A 19,116-nucleotide genomic window follows, 5' to 3' on the forward strand; every position below is an offset into this window, starting at 1 on the left:
TGCATTGGAGATGGTGCGTTGTCAGGGTGGGAGAGGTCGAGCACGGCACGGGTCATTGCGCCCGCACGGCCGCGGAAGCTCGCCAAGGTTCCGTTCGTCGAACTCGCCGACGGACGCTTGCAGGGGGTGGTCTCCAGCGGCTCCGACATCGGCCGCGTCTACGTCTCGTCGGTCACCGCGAGCGCCTTCGCGTACGCGTGCAGCACGAACAACAACCGGACGTGCGGGGGCGCCCGGGGCTCGTACTGCAACCACATCAGGGCGCTGATCAACGAAGCGGTGCTCCAGTACGGCGCCGAGCGCGTCGCCCGCTATCTGAAGTGCGACCTCGGGGACGCCGAGCCCGGCGCGGCGAGCCTCGTCGACGCCATGGTCGCCACCCGCCCCTCGCCGGGCGACAGCCGCGCCGCGGCGACGGTCTTCAGCCGCTTCCTGCGCCACCTCGCCTACCTGGAGCTCGCCCCGACCACGGCGCCTCTCCCGGAGATGCAGTGGTTCCCGCCGACAAGGGCGGTGGCCTGATGCGTACGGACCTGCTGACCGAGCCGATCGACGGACTCGACGAGGCCCTCGCGGCCGTGGACGCCTTCGACAGCGCCCTCGCCGCGGGCCTCCTGCGCCCCCAACCGGCCGGAGCCGCAAGCCTGTCGGAGCTCGCCGACGCCGTCGCGGGCACACCGCTCGGCGCGAAGACCGCCGAAGCCGCCGACAAGGCCGCCGCCGGCGCCGCGAGCGAGGACCACCTCGTCGCGCTCGCCGCCGCCCGCACCGCCCTCCTCGGCTCCGTCCACGACGCGCTGCACGCCCGGGCCGACGAAGCCACGGGCCGCCCGCGCGCCGAACAGAGCCCGCAGGACGACGGCACGCGCCCGGCCGCGCCCCAAGCCAACGTGCTGCTCGCCGCCCGCTCCTGGCTGGCCGACCTGGCCCGCTGCGGCTGGCAGGGCATGGACCACGACGTGGTCGCGGGCGCCGCCCCGGTCCTCACGGCACTCCTGCCCGAGCCCGGACTGCGCCGCCTCGCCGTCCTCCTCGACGGCTTCGCCGCCGAGCTCGCCGCGTCCTGCCCCGGCGCGTCCCTGCAGCGCATCCCGGAGCGCCGCTGGGCCGACCTGTGGGCGCGCGCCCTGCTCCTCACGGTGCCCGGCGCGGCCGACGCCCCCGAGGCCCGTCCGGTCAGCGGTCGGCTGCTGCCCCTCGGCGCGGACGTCCAGGAGCACCCCACCGCCGTACAGGCCCAGATCCACGCCGTGCTGGAGCCCGAGGACGGCTCCGGTGCGCGGCTCGTGCGGGCCAGTGTGTCCGTGCCGAAGCCGGACACGGTCGTCGGGGCGGGCCTCTGGCAGCTGCTCCGGCCGCACATGTCGCTGCTTGCCGCGCTCGGCGAGGGCCGCTCGATGGACCTCACCGACATGCCGGTCACCGCCGACGGCGACCTGCTGTGGGACGACGCGCAGGCCAGGCCGGGCGAGCCCGCCGACCCGTTCGCCACCGCCCGCGTCGCCCTGCCCACGGCCACCGACGCCCCCACGGCACCCCTCGACCGCCACCCGGCCCGCCTCGCCGTCCCGGTGTTCCTGGAGGGATACGCGGCCCGACCGGACGACGACGGGACGACGTTCGACCTGGCCGGTCAGCCGCTGTACGTGGACGGCGACCGGATTCCGACGGCCTCGCCGCTCACCCCGGAGGCCGTCGCCAAGTCCGGCGCGTGCATCGGCCTGCTCCGCTGGAACGCGGGCCGGTTCGAACTGCAGCCGCTGGCCGTGGAGTCGACGGTGCGGAAGAAGACGGTCGCGCTGCACGCCGGAGCCTGGGCGGGCGGCACGACGGACAAGACCGGCGCGAAGGGCGAGAAGGCGGCGACGGACGCGGTGAAGGTGCTGCGCGAGCGCGCGGGAAGGCTGCTGCGGAAATGAGCGTACGTAAGACGGGGGACGGGGCCGGGGTCGGGCGTTCCGGCGCAAGCGCCGGAGCGGGTGCCAATGCCGGGACCGGTGCCGGGGTGGGTCCCGCGGCCGGGGCCGAGGGCACGCTCCATGCGTCGGGCCAAGGGGTGCCCGCGTCCGAGACGGCCGTCGACCCGGGGGCGCCTGTGCCCGGGGAGAGCATCGGTCAGGGGGCTTCCGTGCCCGAGGGGGCCGTCGACAAGGAGGTGTCCGTGCCCGAGGGGGCCGTCGGCCAGGGGGTGTTCGTGTCCGACGAGGCCGTCGGGCAGGAGACGGCATCCGCGCCCTCGGGGGCCGTCGGCCGGGGTGCTGCCGTGCCCGCAGGGGCCGTCGGCCAGGGAGCATCTGTGCCCGCGTCCGCGGAGGCCGTCGGTCAACGGGTGCCCGTGCCCCAGGGAGCCGTCGGTCAGGGGAAGGCAGTGCCCGTGGTCGACTCGCAGGACAGTCGGCGGCAGGTGCTGTACTGGCGGCTGCTCGCGCGGCTCTTCGACTCGGAGGAGCAGGCCGCGCTGGAGTCGGCGAGCCTCGCCGTCGTGGAGGACATCGGACTGCCCGCCGCCCTGCTCGACCCGCAGGCCTCGGTCGACTCGATCGTGCAGCGCCACCCGGACCTGGCCGCCGAGTTCGACGGACTCATGGCACCCCAGGAGGGGGAGGAGGCGGACGGCGAGCGGGACCGGGCCGCCGAGGTGCGGCGCGCCGCCCTCGTCTCGAAGGTGCTGCTGAACACCTTCGCCACCGGCCAAGGCACCGTCACCGCCGGGCAGTTGGCGCGCTGGCAGTCCGACGCCGGCTGGCTGGAGCGCGCCCTCGGCTGCAAGCCCGGCGAGCTGCGCGGCGGCCGTCCGGGCGGTGGCGCCGGGGCGGGCGCCGGGGGAGCGGGCGCGGGCGGCGGCGTCAGCCCGACCGGCACCGGCGGCGGAGCCACCCCCGACCTGAGTCGGCTCATCCCCGCGATCGGGCCCGAACTCGGTTCGATCGAGGCCGAGTTGGTGAAGCGGATGCGGCTGCGCGAGGTCCTCGCCGACCCGCAGCTGGCCGCGCAGCTCACCCCCAGCATGTCGCTGATCGAGCAGCTCCTCCGGGACAAGGACAACCTGTCCGGAGTGGCCCTCGCCAACGCGAAGGCGCTCATCCGGCGCTTCGTCGACGAGGTCGCGGAGGTGCTGCGTACTCAGGTCGAGAAGTCCACGGTCGGCGCCCTGGATCGCTCCGTCCCGCCCAAGAGGGTGTTCCGGAACCTCGACCTCGACCGCACGATCTGGAAGAACCTCACCAACTGGAGCCCGGAGGAGGAGCGGCTCTACGTCGACCGCCTCTACTACCGGCACACCGCCCGCAAGACGACCCCGCAGCGCCTGATCGTCGTCGTCGACCAGTCCGGGTCGATGGTCGACTCCATGGTCAACTGCACGATCCTGGCGTCGATCTTCGCGGGACTCCCCAAGGTGGACGTCCACCTGATCGCGTACGACACGCAGGCGCTGGACCTGACGCCGTGGGTGTCCGACCCGTTCGAGACGCTGCTGCGCACCAAGCTCGGCGGCGGCACCGACGGCACCGTCGCGATGGCCCTCGCCCAGCCGAAGATCGCCGAGCCGCGCAACACCGTGGTCGTGTGGATCTCCGACTTCTACGAGTGGCGCGGCGAGGAACTCTTCGAGTCCATGGCCGCCGTGCACCGCTCGGGGGCGAAGTTCATCCCCGTCGGCTCGGTGACCAGCTCCGGGCGGGGCAGCGTCAACCCCTGGTTCCGGGAGCGGTTCAAGGACCTGGGCGCGCCGGTGCTGTCCGGGCACATAAAGAAGCTCGTCCACGAGCTGAAGACGTTCCTCGCCTGAGCCGCGCGCCGACGCCTCGTATCCAACTCCCTTACTTTTCCTGACCTGTTGAGAAAGGCCTTGCCATGTCCGACCTGCTGCGCGCCCCCGCCGAGATCAAGTACGCCGAGGAGCTCGACTGGCTGGAGTCGATCGACGACAACCCGAAGCCGTTCTCGTGGCGGCTCTCGCCGAAGATGGTGCGCCTGTTCATCGTGGGCTCCGAGCGGGCCGACGGCCTGGACCGCGAGATCGCCCCGAAGTGGTTCGGCGACCGCAGCTTCGTGGAGCGCTCCATCGTCACCCTCGCCTCGGACCGCGGCCTGCTCCTCATCGGTGACCCGGGCACCGGCAAGAGCTGGCTGGCCGAGCTGCTGTCCGCCGCGATCTCCCGCAACTCCACCCAGGTGGTGCAGGGCACGGCGGGCACGACCGAGGACCACATCAAGTACTCCTGGAACGTGTCGATGGTCATCGCGAAGGGCCAGTCGCGGGAGTCGATGATCCCCTCGCCGATCATGACGGCGATGGAGACCGGCACGATCGGCCGCTTCGAGGAGCTGACCCGCTCGACCAGCGACGTGCAGGACGCGCTGATCTCGATCCTCTCCGAGAAGTACATCTCCGTACCGGAGTTGGGCAGCGACCAGGACAGCGACAACATCGTCTTCGCCAAGCCCGGCTTCTCGATCATCGCCACGGCCAACAGCCGCGACCGCGGCGTCAACGACCTGTCCTCGGCCCTGAAGCGCCGTTTCAACTTCGTCCGCATCCCGGTCGTGACGAACAAGAAGAGCGAGGCGGAGATCGTCCGCTTCCGCACCGAGGAACTGCTGCGCCGCCACCAGATCGAGTTGGACGTTCCGCCCACGCTGCTCGACGTCCTGCTGCAGAGCTTCGCCGACCTGCGGGCCTCCGCCGCCGCGGCCGGCAGCGACGACGAGAAGCTGGAGTCGGCGCTGTCCACGGCCGAGCAGATCGGCGTCCTGGAGGACGCCATCCTGCACAGCAACTTCTTCGGCGCCCGCGCCCTCACCGCCCGTACGCTCGCGTCCTCGCTGGTCGGGTCGCTCGCCCGGCGCGAGCCCGAGGATCTGGCCATCCTCAACAAGTACCTGCACGGGGTGGTCGAGCCGCGCAGCACCGAAGAGGGCGGCTCCTGGCCGGAGTTCCTCGAGGGCGGCCGCGACGCGATCGCGACCCTGTCATGAGCGGCCTCCGGACGACGGCCCCCGAGCAGCCGTTCACCGCACTGCGGAGCCAACTCCAGGAAGCCGCCGCCCAGTTCGCGGGCGGGCCCGACGCCCTGGAGGGCATCCTGCTCGGCCTCGTCGACGACGTGGACCGGGCGCTCCGCGAACCCCTGGAGATCTTCCCCGTCTGCCACCACTCGCCGGCGTCCGCGCTCGCGATGGCCCGCAGGCTCCGCGAGAAGCAGCCGAAGGTGGTGTACCTGGAGCTGTGCGAGGACATGGCGCCGCTCCTCACCGAACTGCGCAACTGCAAGCTGCCGGTGGCCGTGCAGTCCTTCGCGACCGAGGTCGACGGCTTCCCCGCCGAATGGTCGCCGCTGTCGGTGGTCGCCCCCATCACGGAGGCCTCCGCCGAATACCAGGCGATCGCGTACGCCCTGGACACCCCGGGCGTCGAGCTGGTCCTCGTCGACCGCTCCTCGGACCACGTCTTCCAGTGGGACGCGCGCGGCGAGAAGTCCGGGCAGCCGGCCGACCCGGACACGCCCGCCGAGGAGGAGGCGGCGCTGCACGGGGACGCGGTCGGCGTCGAGATCGGCGACCTGCGCCCGCGCTTCGCAGAGCTGGAGGAGCATCTGCTGCGGCACGGCAAGGTGCGGCACTGGTCGGAGTGGTGGCACCAGTACGTGGAGCTGCCCCTCGGCGACAGCGACCACGACACGTACCGGCAGGTCATGTTCCTCATCGGCAGCCTCTTCCGGCGCCTCGCCCCGGGCGACGAGCACCGGGTGCGCGTCGACGAGGACCGCGAGCGGTACATGTGGACGCGGATGCGCGAACACCGCGCGGCGACCGGCGTCGACCCCGCCGACTGCCTGTACGTGTGCGGCGCGTTCCACGCGGCCAGCCGCGTCGAGGAGTTCGGGATCGACGGCGCCGACACCTTCGAGATCAGCCCGCGCAGCGCCACCAAGTGGCAGCACGGACTGATCCCGTCCAGCCACGCGGCGATCGAGGCCCAGTTCGGGCTGGCCGCGGGCTCGGTGTCGATCGCCGCGACGGTGTGGGCGAAGAACGTCAAGCGCACCCGAGTGCAGCCGTACCGCCTGGAGGGGCAGGCGGGCGCGAAGAAGCCGAAGGCGAAGAAGCCGAAGACCGTCGCCGCGGCGCCGCCCGCCGCCCCGCCGCCCGCCGCGGCGACCGAGGCCGAGACGGTGGCCGCGGACCGGCTGACCGGATTCCTGCAGCAGCCGCCCGTCCTGGACCGGCTCGACGAGGCCGAACTCCTCGGCTGGTCCGTCGACATCGTGCGTGCGGCCCGGCGCAACGGCTATCTGTCGTCCACCGCCGACGCCATCGCCGTGTTCGAGACGTCGATCCTGCTCGCCGGGATGCGCGACCGGGCCAGGCCCACGCCGTACGACTTCCAGGACGCGGCCGTCACCTGCATCGAGAAGGACGCGGTGCCGGGCAGGCGGGACGTGCGGCGGCTGGTCGAGATCATGATGGGCGGCGACCGCATCGGCCAGGTCGGGTACGAGTCGCTGCCGCCGCTCGCCCGCGACGTCCACGACCGCCTCGAACCGCTCCAACTCCCGCTGCAGAAAAGGGGAGTTCAGCGGGCGCTCCTCGACATCGCGGGCCGGCCCGAGCTGCAGGCCTGCTCCGACGTGCTGTGGATGCTGCGCCGCCTGCTCCCGCACGGCGCGGCCCGCCCGATCATGGGCGAGCGCAAGCTCGGCGAGCGGTCCATCCAGGAGTCCTGGGACCTCGCGCTCGGCACCCACCAGCGCGCACTGATCGAGCTGGGGTACGAGGGCGTCAGCATCGAGCAGGTCCTGGAGCAGCGGCTGCGCCGCACCGCGTACGCGCCGACGGCCACGGCGGCGACGGTCCTCGCCGCCGTCGAGGACGCCACGCTCTACCTGGGCAGCCGCCGCCTCGCCGACGAGCTGGGCGCGCACGCGCTGACGGTCCTCTCGGCGGAACGCAGCGTCGACGGGGCGCCGGAGGTACTGCGCCGGGTGCGGCGGCTGCTCGCGTACTACCGGACGAGCGAGCCGGTCCTTCCGCCGTGGATCGAGTCGTTCGTCAAGGCGGGGTACGCGCACTACTGCACGCTGCTGCCGGTGGCGTTCACCGACGAGGACGCGACGGTGCGGCAGGTCGCGGCGATGCTGGGCTTCCTGTTCAGCATGGAGAGCCTCGCGCTCTCCCTCGGCTGCGACCGTACCCAACTGGAGCTGGCCGTCGGGCAGTCGCACCCGGAGGACCCGTCGAAGACGGCGCTGCTGTGGGCGGCGCAGACGCACCTGGGCACGCTGCCGCGCGCCGAACTGCGCGCCCGCTGCGATGCGTTGCTCGGCAACCCGCTGGTGGTGCCGTCGTATCCGCGCTACCTCAGCGGGTTCGTGCACGCCCTGGAGCCCGTGCCGGGGCTCACGGACTTCGTGGTGGAGGCGGTGTCGAACGCCTTCGGGCGGCTGCCCGACCCGGTGCTGCTCCCGTGGCTGCCGACGCTGATCACGACGCTCCGCAAGGACGGCGCGGACCTGGCCCCGCTGCTGATACGCGAGGCGGGCCGGATCTTCCCGGGCCGTCTGGCCGCGCTGGACGAGTGGGTTCCGCCGTGGCTGGCCGAGCCGGCCCCGGACGCGTCCCGCAGATCCCGGCGCGCGGGCGGCGACGGTGGCGGCGGGGCGCACGCCAAGCGCAGCGCCCTGCTCGTCGCCCACCCGGCGACGTGCGACGCGGTGGCGGGACTGCTCGGCTGCGAGGGCGGGTGGGAGCCGGCGGACGCCGACGCCCACGGCCCGGTGGGCGCGGCTCTCCTCGGCCGGCACCCGGAGACGGCGGTCGCCCTCGGGGCGCTGCTCGGAGCGTGAGGGCGGGGGCGCGCGGGCGGGTGCCGCAGTCGCGGCTGCTCAGGCAGCTCGCAGCGGCGACTGCGGGCTCGTCCCGTCCCGTCCGGGGGCGCCCGCGCCCTGCGGCGGAGTCGCAGGTGTCACAGCCCCGCGCCGCTCACCCGGCGCGGGGCGTCGGGTCCAGGTAGACGCGGCGGATCGACGGGAGCAGGGCGCGGAGCCGGGACTCGGCCTCCTCGCAGGCCGCCTCGACCTCGGCGGCCGTGGCCTCGTCCCGGAAGTCGATCTTCGCGGCGATCAGCACCTCGGTCGGGCCCTGCACCAGGGTCGTGAGTTCCAGTACGTCCTCGACGGGGCCCACGGCGAGCAGTTCGCGGCGTACGGCCTCGCGCTTCGCCCGGGGGAGGGCGCGGCCGATCAGGAACTCGGAGTTGGAGCGTCCCAGCACCCATGCCACATACACGAGGAGCAGGCCGATGAGGCAGGAGGCGATGCCGTCCCAGACGCCGGAGCCGGTGAGCTGGCCGCCGAGGAGACCGAGCGCGGCGAGCACCAGACCGGTGAGGGCCGCCGAGTCCTCCATCACGACGGCCTTGACGGCGGTGTCGGGCGTGAGCCGGAGGTAGCGGCGGACCGGGATGCGGCGGTCCTTCGCCTCGCCGGCGGCCTGCTTGAGCCCGGTGCGCAGCGAGTACGCCTCGAGGAGGAAGGCGACGGCGAGGACGAGGTACGAGACGAGCGGGTCGCCGGGTTCCTTGCCGTGGGTGAGGGCGTGGACGCCGTCGTACAGGGCGAAGACGCCGCCGCCGACGAACGTGGCGACCGAGGCGAGCAGCGCCCAGATGTAGCGGGCCGGGCCGTAGCCGAGCGGATGGTCCTCGTCGGCGGGCTTCTCGCTGCGCCGCAGCGCGGTGAGGAGGAGCAGTTCGGTGACCGTGTCGGCGACCGAGTGGCCCGCCTCGGACAGCATGGCGCTGGAGCCGCTGATCACCCCGGCGACCGCCTTGGCGAGGGCGATGCCGAAGTTCGCGACGGCGGCCACGACGACGGTGAACGCGGACTCGCCGCCGCCGGGCCGCCCGCCGCCGGGCCGCCCGTCGTCGGCCCCGGACTCGGCCCCGGACCCGCCCCGGGCCTCGGCTCCGGCCCCGCCCGCTGAGGCCGGTGCGTCCGCTGCGGGCTCGCGGTTCTGCTGCTCGTCCTGTGGGTGCATGCGCGGCAGTATGCCCGTTTCGTACGGAATGTTCGTACGGGGGGCGGGTGGAGGTGGGCGGTCCGCGGCCCGTGCCGGTCGCGGGGTGCCGGGTACCTGCTCCGACCTGCGGCTTTACCTGCCGCCCTGTTTCGCGTATCCATAGCTGCATGCTGTTGCGCCAGTTGGAGTACCTGACCGCCCTGTCGCGAGAAGGGCATTTCGGGCGCGCGGCGGAGGTCTGCCACGTCTCGCAGCCCGCCCTCTCCGCGGGCATCCGCAAGCTCGAGGCCGAGCTCGGCGTGCAGATCGTCCAGCGCGGCCAGCGCTTCGAGGGCTTCACACCCGAGGGCAGGCAGGTGCTGCAGTGGGCCCACCGCATGCTCGCCGAACAGGGCGCGCTGCGGGACGCGCTCGCCAGCATGCGCGGCGGGCTCGCCGGGGTGCTGCGCATCGGCGCGGTCCCCACCGCGCTCACCGTGGCGTCGCTGCTCACGGCGCCGTTGCGGGAGAAACACGAGCGGGTGCGGTACTCGCTGGAGTCGATGTCCTCACGGGAGATCGTCAGCCGCCTCAACGACTTTGAGATCGACGCGGGCATGACGTACGTCGACGGGGAGCCGCTCGGGAAGGTCCGGGTCGTGCCGCTCTACCGGGAGCGGTACGTGTTCCTCACGCCGTGCGACGGGGAGTTCGGCGGGCGGGACACCGTGCGCTGGGACGAGGCCGCGGTCGCGCCGCTGTGCCTGCTCACGCCCGTGATGCAGAACCGCCGCATCCTCGACGCCTGCTTCGCCGAGGCCGGGGCGGTCGCCGTGCCCGTCGTCGAGACCGACACCGTCTCGGCGATCTACGCCCACGTCACGTCCATGGGGCTGTCCAGCGTCATCCCGCACGCCTGGCTGCACACGTACGGCGTGCCGGACGGCACCCGGGTCCTGCCGTTGCCGCGGCCCGGCCGGTCCCTGCACGTCGGGCTCGTGCTGGCCGATCGGGGGCCGGAGTCGATGCTGGCTCGGGCCCTGGTGGAGACGGCGCGGGCGGTTGATCTGCACGGGGCGTTGGACGAGACGTTGCGGCGGCATCTGGATGTCGGGGCGGTTTGAGCTCGGTCGACTCGGGCGCCCCCTGGGGGCTCCGCCCCCGGACCCCCTCCCCCAAGCTCTCGGCTTCGCTCGAGCAGGGGGGACCCCCATCTCAAGCGCCGGAGGGGCTTCCTCGTCGCGCTCCGCGCTCGTCCTCGATCGCCGGACGGGCTCCGTCTTCGTCCCCTCCCCGCCCTTTCCCGATAGCCTGCGGCGCTGTTCGTTCGTCTGCCGCGCCGTCGTGGCTGAGCGCGCAGTTCCCCGCGCCCCTGACGGCGCCCGTATCAGACCACCACCCGTTCCGCTCCCGCGTACACGTTCATCGACGTCCCCCGGAGGAAGCCCACCAGGGTCAGGCCCGCGTCCTGGGCCAGGTCCACGGCCAGGGACGACGGGGCGGAGACCGCCGCGAGTATCGGGACGCCGGCCGTGACCGCCTTCTGGACCAGCTCGAAGGAGGCGCGCCCGCTGACCATCAGGACGGTGTCCCGCAGCGGAAGCCTCCCCTCGCGGAGTGCGTGTCCGACGACCTTGTCGACCGCGTTGTGCCGCCCCACGTCCTCGCGCAGGCAGATCAGCTCGCCGTCGGACGTGAACAGCGCGGCCGCGTGCAGCCCGCCCGTGCTGTCGAACACCCGCTGGGCGGCGCGGAGTTGCTCCGGGAGGGTGCTGAGCGTCGACGCGGAGATCCGCAGCGGGTCGTCCGCGACCGGCCACGTCGTCTGCGTGCGCACCGCGTCGAGGCTGGCCTTGCCGCACAGGCCGCAGGACGACGTGGTGTAGAAGTTCCGCTCCAGGGACGCGTCCGGCGCGGCCACACCGGGGGCGAGGGCGACGTCCACGATGTTGTACGTGTTGCCGCTGTCGGTCGTGGCGCCCGCGCAGTACCGGATGCCCGCGACGTCCTCGGCGCGCCGGACCACGCCCTCGCCCACGAGGAAGCCTGCCGCGAGGTCGAAGTCGTGCCCGGGGGTGCGCATGGTGATCGTCAACGGCCGCCCGGCGACGCGGAGTTCCATCGGCTCCTCGACCGTCAGCGTGTCCGGGCGCGTCGACCGCTGCCCGTCCCGGATGCGCAGGACGGGCTTGCGCGCGGTCACACGTCCCATCAGGCCTCCTCGCCGTCCGGGGCGGGGGCGGACTCGGGCGTACGCGAAGGCTCCAGGCGTACGAGCACCCCCTTGGACGTCGGGCAGTTGCTGACGTCGGCGACGCTGTCGAGGGGCACCAGGACGTTGGTCTCCGGGTAGTAGGCCGCCGCCGAGCCCTTGCTGCTCGGGTACGAGACGATCCGGAAGCCCTCCGCGCGCCGCTCGCGGCCGTCGTGCCAGACGCTGACGAGGTCCACCAACTGCCGGTCGGCAAGGCCCAGTTCGTTCAGGTCGTCGGGGTTGACGAGGACGACGCGGCGGGCGTTGTGGATGCCGCGGTAGCGGTCGTTGGGCGCGTACCAGACGGTGTTCCACTGGTCGTGGGAGCGCAGCGTCTGCAGCAGCAGATGGCCCGCGGGGATCTCCGGCATCGTGAAGTCGTTGCAGGTGAACCGGGCCTTGCCGGTGGCGGTGCGGAAATCGTACGCGTTCACCGGGTTGGGGAGGGTGAAGCCGCCGGGTACGGAGACGCGGGCGTTGAAGTCCTCGAAGCCGGGCACGACCCGCGCGATGCGGTCCCGGATGGTGCCGTAGTCGTTCTCGAACTCCTCCCAGGGCAGGGCGGGTTCGTCGCCGAGTGTGGCGCGGGCGAGGCGGGACACGATCGCGACCTCGCTGAGCAGGTGCGGCGAGGCGGGCGGCAACTTGCCGCGGGAGGCGTGCACTTCACTCATCGAGTCCTCGACGGTGATGAACTGCTCCACCCCGTTCTGCACGTCCCGGTCGCTGCGGCCCAGTGTCGGCAGGATCAGTGCCGTGTCGCCGCACACGGTGTGCGAGCGGTTCAGTTTCGTCGACACGTGCGCGGTCAGCCGGCAGCCGCGCATCGCGGCCTCCGTCACGTCGCTGTCGGGGGTGGCGCGGACGAAGTTGCCCGCGACTCCGAGGAACACCTTGGCGCGCCCCTCGTGCATGGCGCGGATGCCGTCGACCGCGTCGAGCCCGTGGTGTGCGGGCGGGGTGAACCCGAACTCCTTCTCGAGGGCGTCCAGGAACGGCTGCGGCATGCGCTCCCACACGCCCATCGTGCGGTCGCCCTGCACGTTGCTGTGCCCGCGTACGGGGCAGACGCCCGCGCCGGGGCGGCCGATGTTGCCGCGGGCCAGGAGGAAGTTGACGATCTCCCGGATGGTGGGCACGCCGTGCTTGTGCTGGGTGACGCCCATCGCCCAACAGACAATGATCTTCCGGGCGTTGAGGACCCGGTCGAAGAGCTCGTCGAGCTGCTCGCGCGGCAGGCCGGTCGCGGCCAGGACGTCGTCCCAGGACACCTTGCGGGACTGCTCGGCGAACTCGGTGAAGCCGGACGTGTGGGCCTCGATGAACGCGTGGTCCAGGACGGTGCCGGGCGCCGCGTCGTCGGCCTCCACCAGCATCCGGTTCAGGGCCTGGAACAGGGCGAGGTCGCCGCCCGCGCGGATGTGCAGGAACTGGTCGGCTATCGCCGTGCCCCGGCCGACGACGCCGCGTGCCTTCTGCGGGTTCTTGAACCGCATCAGGCCCGCCTCGGGCAGCGTGTTCACCGCCACGACCTGGCCGCCGCTCCGCTTGGTCTCCTCCAGGGCGGACAGCATGCGCGGGTGGTTGGTGCCCGGGTTCTGGCCGACCACGAACACCAGGTCGCTCTCGTGGATGTCGTCCAGGGACACACTGCCCTTGCCGACGCCCAGGGTCTCGTTGAGAGCGGAACCACTGGACTCGTGGCACATGTTGGAGCAGTCGGGCAGGTTGTTCGTGCCGTACGCGCGGGCGAAGAGCTGGAGCAGGAAGGCTGCCTCGTTGTTGAGCCGCCCCGATACGTAGAACAGCGCCTCGTCGGGGGAGGCCAGGGCCTTCAGCTCGCGGGCGAGGATCGCGAACGCCTCGTCCCAGCCGATCGGCTCGTAGTGCGTGGCACCGGGGCGCTTGACCATGGGCTCGGTCAGGCGGCCCTGCTGGTTCAGCCAGTAGTCCGACTTGCCGTCGAGCTCGGCGATCGAGTGCTCGCGGAAGAACTCGCGGGTGACGCGGCGCGAGGTCGCCTCGTCGTTGATGTGCTTGGCGCCGTTCTCGCAGTACTCGTTCAAGTGCCGCTTGCCCGCGGGCGGTTCGGGCCAGGCACAGCCCGGGCAGTCGATGCCCTTGGCCTGGTTGATGTTGAGGAGCGTGAGCGCGGTCCTGCGCGGGGAGGTCTGCGACAGCGAATACTCCAGAGCGTGGGCCACGGCCGGAAGACCCGTCGCCCAGGACTTCGGAGGAGTGACCTTCAGGTCGTCGTCGGGATCCGCGTTGCTGCCCATGTTCCGCTCTGCCCTCTTTCCCCTGAAGCTTCCCCTGAAGCACGGCCCGGCCCCTGGTGCACGGGTCCGGCGATGTCCGGACGTCACCGCGCCTGCGAGCTTCCGCCCGCCGCGTCCGGCCTGTCAAAGAGCGGTTTTCGATGGGGCGATAGGTGTTGCTTATCGGCGTCCGGTCGGCGGCGCCCAGGCGTGCGGCACGCCCCTTACCCGGCGCGGCACGCATACGTGACAGTGTGGGCAGCACCGGGACCGACGGGAGGCCGTATGAAGATCCTCATCAGTGCCGACATGGAGGGCGCCACCGGCGTGACCTGGCCGGCCGACGTACTGCCGGGCACCCCCCAGTGGGAACGCTGCCGCGCGATGTTCACCTCCGACGTGAACGCCGCCGTGCTCGGCTTCTTCGACGGCGGCGCCGACGAGGTGCTGATCAACGAAGCCCACTGGACCATGCGCAACCTGCTCCTCGAACAGCTCGACGAGCGCGCCCAGATGCTCACCGGCCGGCACAAGGCGCTCAGCATGGTCGAGGGCGTGCAGCACGACGGCGAGCAGGCCGTCGACGGCGTCGCGTTCGTCGGCTACCACACCGGCGCCGGCGCGGACGGCGTCCTCGCGCACACCTACCTCGCCAACTCCATCACCGGCGTCTGGGTCAACGGCGTGCGCGCCAGCGAGGGGCTGCTCAACTCGCATGTCGTCGCCGAGTTCGGCGTCCCCGTCGTGCTCGTCACCGGCGACGACCTGACCTGCGAGGACGCCCTCGGCTACGCGCCGGAGGCACTGAAGGTCGCCGTCAAGGACCACGTCTCGCGGTACGCGGCGGTCTGCCGCACCCCGGCCCGTACCGCCGCCGACATCCGGGCCGCCGCCAAGGAGGCCGCAGCGCTCGCCGTGCGCCACGAGCCGGTGCACGGCGGGCCGTTCACCGTCGAGGTCGAGTTCGACGCCGCGCACCTCGCGATGGCCGCGACGGTCGTCCCGGGCGTACGGCAGCACGCCGAGCGCAAGGTGATCTACACCAGCGAGACGATGTACGAAGGCATCCGCACGTTCAAGGCCGTCACCACGATCGTCTCGGCCGCAGTGGAGGAGCAGTATGGCTGAGCAGCCCGGCACCGACGTGGACGCGCTGGCCCTCGACGAAGTCGTCCGGTTCACCAGCGAGTTGATCCGCATCGACACCACCAACCGCGGCGGCGGCGACTGCCGTGAGCGGCCCGCCGCCGAGTACGCCGCCCAGCGGCTCGCGGACGCCGGGCTCGAACCCGCGCTCCTGGAACGCACCGAGGGCCGCACCAACGTCGTCGCCAGACTCGAAGGCACCGACCCGTCCGCGGACGCGCTGCTCGTCCACGGCCACCTGGACGTCGTCCCCGCCGAGGCCGCCGACTGGCAGGTCGACCCGTTCTCCGGCGAGATCCGCGACGGCGTCGTCTGGGGCCGCGGCGCCGTCGACATGAAGAACATGGACGCGATGATCCTCGCCGTCGTACGCGCCTGGGCCCGCGCCGGCGTACGGCCGCGGCGCGACCTCGTGATCGCGTTCACCGCCGACGAGGAGGCCAGCGCCGAAGACGGCTCCGGGTTCCTCGCCGACCGGCACGCCGAGCTCTTCGAGGGCTGCACCGAAGGCATCAGCGAGTCCGGAGCGTTCACCTTCCACGCCGCGCCCGACCTGCAGCTCTACCCGATCGCGGCGGGCGAGCGCGGCACCGGCTGGCTGAAGCTGACCACCAAGGGCCGCGCCGGACACGGCTCCAAGGTCAACCGGGCCAACGCCGTGTCCCGGCTCGCCGAGGCCGTCGCCCGCATCGGCGCGTACGAATGGCCCGTGCGCCTCACGCCGACCGTGCGCGCCGCCCTCGCCGAACTCGCCCGCCTGCACGGCCTGTTCGTCGACGTGAACGCGCCGGACTTCGACGTGGATGCGCTGATCGGCAAGCTCGGGCGGGCCGCGGAACTGGTCGAGCCGACCGTGCGGGGGAGCGCCAACCCGACGATGCTGCAGGCGGGGTACAAGGTGAACGTCATCCCCGGCGAGGCCGTCGCCTACATCGACGGACGGTTCCTGCCCGGCGGGGAGGACGAGTTCCGCACCACCCTCGACCGGCTCACCGGGCCCGACGTGCGATGGGAGTTCGACCACCGCGAGGTCGCCCTGCAGGCGCCGGTCGACTCGCCGACGTACGCGCGGATGCGGGCCGCGGTCGAGGAGTTCGCGCCCGAGGGGCATGTCGTGCCGTACTGCATGTCCGGGGGGACGGACGCGAAGCAGTTCTCCCGGCTGGGGATCACGGGGTACGGGTTCTCGCCGCTGCGGCTGCCGCCCGGGTTCGACTATCAGGCGTTGTTCCACGGGGTGGACGAGCGGGTGCCGGTGGATGCGCTGCACTTCGGGGTGCGGGTGCTGGATCGGTTCCTGCGCGCGGCGTAGGCGTCTGCCGTTCTTTGTTCCCCACCCCGCCCCTTCCCGAAAGGCTGCGCCGCTGTTCGTTCGGCTGCGGCTGGGCGCAGCCCCCTGCCGACCGCAGGTCTTTCGGGAAGGGGCGGGGTGGGGGAAAATCGCTCGCGACCACGGAAGGTATGGGGGACATGATCAGCACAACGCCCCACGGGGCATGGGACTCGCCCATCGACGCCCGGCTCGCCGCCGCCCACGACGGCAGCCCCGAGTACGTCGCGTTCGTCGGCGACGAAGTCTGGTGGACCGCCCCGCGCCCCGCCGAGGCCGGCCGCCGCGCCCTGATCCGCAGGCGCCCCTCCGGCGCGGAGGAGTCCGTGCTGCCCGAGCCGTGGAACGTCCGCAGCCGCGTCGTCGAGTACGGCGGCGTGCCCTGGACCGCGACCACCGGCCCGCACGGCCCGCTGCTGGTGTTCGTGAACTTTGCCGACCAGCGCCTGTACGCGTACGAGCCCGACCGCCCCGGCGCCCCCGCACCCCGCCCCCTCACCCCGACCTCCGCGCTCGGCGGCGGGCTCCGCTGGGCCGACCCGCGGCTGCGCCCGGAGCTCGGCGAAGTCTGGTGCGTGCTGGAGGAGTTCACCGGCGAGGGCCCGAGCGATGTGCGCCGCGTCATCGCCGCCGTGCCCCTCGACGGCTCGGCCGCCGAGGACCGGAGCCGCGTACGGGAACTCACCGGCGGCGAGCACCGGTTCGTCACCGGGCCGCGCCTGACCGCCGACGGCCGCCGCATGGCCTGGCTGGCCTGGGACCACCCGCGGATGCCGTGGGACGGCACGGAACTCCGCGTCGCCGAACTCGACGCGGACGGCACACCCCGGCACGTACGGACCGTCGCGGGCGGAACCGACGAGGCGATCGCGCAGGCCGAGTGGGCCGAGGACGGCACGCTGCTGTACGCCTCGGACCGCAGCGGCTGGTGGAACCTGTACCGGACGGCCGTCCATGACTCGGGGGCGGACGAGCCCGCCCAACTCTGCCGTCGGGACGAGGAGTTCGCCGGGCCGCTGTGGAAAGTGGGCCTGCGCTGGTTCGCGCCGCTCGCGAACGGACTGATCGCCGTCGTGCACGGCAAGGGCGCCACCGCGCTCGGCATCCTCGACCCCGAGACCGGCGAGGTCGTCGACGCCGCCGGACCCTGGACCGCCTGGTCGGCGACGCTCGACGCGCACGGCACCCGCGTCGTCGGCGTCGGCGCCGGACCGCACACCGGGCACGAGGTCGTCGAACTCTGCACCGCGATCGGCCGCGCCCGCGTCATCGGCAACCGGCACACCGACCCCGTCGACCCCGCGTACTACCCCGAGCCGCAGATCCGCACCTTCGCCGGACCGGACGGCCGGGACGTGCACGCCCACGTCTACCCGCCCCGCAACCCCGGCCACCGCGCCCCCGACGGCGAACTCCCGCCCTACGTGGTGTGGGCGCACGGCGGGCCCACCGCGCACGCCCCGCTCGTACTCGACCTGGAGATCGCCTACTTCACCTCCCGCGGCATCGGCGTCGCCGAAGTCAACTACGGCGGGTCCAGCGGGTACGGCAGGGAGTACCGGAACCGGCTGCGCGAGCAGTGGGGTGTGGTGGACGTCGAGGACTGCGCGGCCGTCGCCCGCGCCCTCGCCGCCGAGGGCGCCGCCGACCCGGCCCGCCTCGCGATCCGCGGCGGCAGCGCGGGCGGCTGGACCGCGGCGGCGTCCCTCGCCACGACCGACGTCTACGCCTGCGGCACCGTCAAGTACCCGATCCTCGACCTCACCGCCTTCGCCACCGGCGAGACCCACGACTTCGAGTCCCGCTACCTGGAGTCCCTGGTCGGCCCGCTCGCCGAGGTCCCCGCCCGCTACCGCGACCGCTCCCCGGTCCGGCACGCCGACCGCGTCACCGCACCGTTCCTGCTGCTCCAGGGCCTGGACGACGTGATCTGCCCGCCCGCGCAGTGCGAGCGCTTCCTGGAGCAGATGAAGGGCCGCGGCGTGCCGCACGCGTACCTCGCCTTCCCCGGCGAGGGCCACGGCTTCCGCCGCGCCGACACGATGATCCGCGCCGTGGAGGCCGAACTCTCCCTGTACGGGCAGGTGTTCGGCTTCGCACCGGCGGGCGTCGAGGCGCTGGAACTCGGCCGGTGACCGCCGACCACGCGCGCACACCCGAGCTGACCCGGCCCCGGCGCCTCGTCCCCGGTGACCGGGTGGCCGTCGTCGCGCCCAGCGGCCCCGTCCCCGAGGAGCTGCTCGGCGCCGGGCTCGACGTGCTGCGCGGCTGGGGCCTCGACCCGGTCGTGGCGCCCCATGTCCTCGCGGGGCACAAGGAGTTGGAGTACCTCGCGGCGTCCGACCGGCAGCGCGCCGACGACCTGCAGCGGGCCTGGTGCGACCCGACCGTGGCGGGCGTGCTGTGCGCCCGCGGCGGCTACGGGGCGCAGCGCATGGTGGACCTGCTCGACTGGGACGCGCTGCGCGCCGCCGGGCCCAAGGTGTTCGTCGGGTACAGCGACATCACGTCCCTGCACGAGGCGTTCGCCGTCCGTCTCGGGCTCGCCACCCTGCACGGCCCGATGGTCGCCGTCCCCGACTTCACCGGCTCGCAACGGGCCCGCGAGCACCTCAAGGCCACCCTGTTCACCCCCGAGGCGACGCAGACGGTCACCGGGCTGCCCGGCGCCGGCCCGCTCGTGCCGGGGCGGGCGAGCGGCGTCACCTTCGGCGGCTGCCTGTGCATGCTCGCCGCCGACCTCGCCACCCCGACCGGGCGGCGCTCGGCGCGCGGCGGGCTGCTGTGCGTCGAGGACATCGGCGAGGAGCCGTACCGCCTCGACCGCATGCTCACCCAACTCCTGCGCTCCGGCCTGCTCGACGGCGTCGCGGGCGTCCTCCTCGGCTCCTGGCAGGACTGCGGCCCGTACGAGGAGGTCCGCGCCACCCTCGCCGACCTCCTCGCCCCGCTGGGCGTCCCCGTGGCGGAACACTTCGGCTTCGGCCACTGCGACGGGGCGTTGACGCTGCCGCTCGGCGTACGGGCCGAGTTGGACGCCGACGCGGGTGAACTGCGGCTGCTGCGCCCGGCGTTGACCGACTGAGGCCTTCACGGAATCTCCCCGCAAGTGCACCGTGCACGACCGT

Annotated in this window: 13 protein-coding genes; 10 read left to right on the forward strand and 3 right to left on the reverse strand. The window is 73.0% G+C overall.

The window, feature by feature from the left end:
• Positions 1-3: 3 nt before the first annotated feature.
• From ACIDOF_RS29455 to ACIDOF_RS29475, 5 genes are all read left to right on the forward strand, one after another.
• Positions 4-522 carry a hypothetical protein gene (locus tag ACIDOF_RS29455; protein ID WP_409009243.1) on the forward strand — a complete coding sequence of 173 codons (519 nt, stop codon included), beginning with the start codon at positions 4-6 and terminating at the stop codon, positions 520-522.
• A complete protein-coding gene (locus ACIDOF_RS29460) occupies positions 492-1,919 on the forward strand; it encodes a hypothetical protein (protein ID WP_409009184.1) in 1,428 nt (475 codons plus the stop codon). The genes ACIDOF_RS29455 and ACIDOF_RS29460 overlap by 31 nt, the downstream gene beginning before the upstream one ends.
• A 416-nt stretch (positions 1,920-2,335) precedes the next feature.
• Complete coding sequence (locus ACIDOF_RS29465; protein ID WP_409009244.1) at positions 2,336-3,790, forward strand: VWA domain-containing protein; 1,455 nt, start codon at positions 2,336-2,338, stop codon at positions 3,788-3,790.
• A 65-nt stretch (positions 3,791-3,855) separates the two neighbouring features.
• Positions 3,856-4,980: an ATP-binding protein gene (locus ACIDOF_RS29470; RefSeq protein WP_409009185.1), complete on the forward strand. Its 1,125-nt coding sequence runs from the start codon at positions 3,856-3,858 to the stop codon at positions 4,978-4,980.
• The gene (locus ACIDOF_RS29475; RefSeq protein ID WP_409009186.1) at positions 4,977-7,847 is read left to right on the forward strand and encodes a hypothetical protein; all 2,871 of its coding nucleotides are present in this window, start codon (positions 4,977-4,979) and stop codon (positions 7,845-7,847) included. The genes ACIDOF_RS29470 and ACIDOF_RS29475 overlap by 4 nt, the downstream gene beginning before the upstream one ends.
• Positions 7,848-7,983: 136 nt before the next feature.
• Here the strand turns inward: ACIDOF_RS29475 and ACIDOF_RS29480 are convergent, their stop codons facing one another.
• Complete coding sequence (locus tag ACIDOF_RS29480) at positions 7,984-9,039, reverse strand: cation diffusion facilitator family transporter (protein ID WP_409009187.1); 1,056 nt, start codon at positions 9,037-9,039, stop codon at positions 7,984-7,986.
• Positions 9,040-9,188: 149 nt separating this feature from the next.
• On the opposite strand from ACIDOF_RS29480, the gene ACIDOF_RS29485 reads away from it, so the two are divergent.
• Positions 9,189-10,124 (forward strand): LysR family transcriptional regulator, encoded by a 936-nt coding sequence (locus ACIDOF_RS29485; protein ID WP_409009188.1) that lies wholly within the window; start codon positions 9,189-9,191, stop codon positions 10,122-10,124.
• 263 nt (positions 10,125-10,387) lie between these two features.
• On the opposite strand, the gene fdhD is transcribed toward ACIDOF_RS29485, so the two are convergent.
• On the reverse strand, positions 10,388-11,212 hold the full coding sequence (fdhD, locus tag ACIDOF_RS29490; RefSeq protein ID WP_409009189.1) for a formate dehydrogenase accessory sulfurtransferase FdhD: 825 nt from the start codon (positions 11,210-11,212) through the stop codon (positions 10,388-10,390).
• Positions 11,212-13,533 (reverse strand): FdhF/YdeP family oxidoreductase, encoded by a 2,322-nt coding sequence (locus tag ACIDOF_RS29495; RefSeq protein ID WP_409009190.1) that lies wholly within the window; start codon positions 13,531-13,533, stop codon positions 11,212-11,214. The genes fdhD and ACIDOF_RS29495 overlap by 1 nt, the downstream gene beginning before the upstream one ends.
• 264 nt (positions 13,534-13,797) lie before the next feature.
• On the opposite strand from ACIDOF_RS29495, the gene ACIDOF_RS29500 reads away from it, so the two are divergent.
• From ACIDOF_RS29500 to ACIDOF_RS29515, 4 genes are all read left to right on the forward strand, one after another.
• A complete protein-coding gene (locus ACIDOF_RS29500; protein WP_409009191.1) occupies positions 13,798-14,640 on the forward strand; it encodes a M55 family metallopeptidase in 843 nt (280 codons plus the stop codon).
• Positions 14,633-15,970, forward strand: a complete 1,338-nt coding sequence (locus tag ACIDOF_RS29505; RefSeq protein WP_409009192.1) for a M20/M25/M40 family metallo-hydrolase — start codon at positions 14,633-14,635, stop codon at positions 15,968-15,970. The genes ACIDOF_RS29500 and ACIDOF_RS29505 overlap by 8 nt, the downstream gene beginning before the upstream one ends.
• 149 nt (positions 15,971-16,119) lie before the next feature.
• Complete coding sequence (locus ACIDOF_RS29510; protein ID WP_409009193.1) at positions 16,120-18,123, forward strand: prolyl oligopeptidase family serine peptidase; 2,004 nt, start codon at positions 16,120-16,122, stop codon at positions 18,121-18,123.
• Positions 18,120-19,073: an LD-carboxypeptidase gene (locus ACIDOF_RS29515; protein WP_409009194.1), complete on the forward strand. Its 954-nt coding sequence runs from the start codon at positions 18,120-18,122 to the stop codon at positions 19,071-19,073. The genes ACIDOF_RS29510 and ACIDOF_RS29515 overlap by 4 nt, the downstream gene beginning before the upstream one ends.
• Positions 19,074-19,116 lie beyond the last annotated feature (43 nt).

It is taken from the genome of Streptomyces sp. Da 82-17 (genome assembly GCF_046098215.1).
GTDB lineage: Bacteria > Actinomycetota > Actinomycetes > Streptomycetales > Streptomycetaceae > Streptomyces.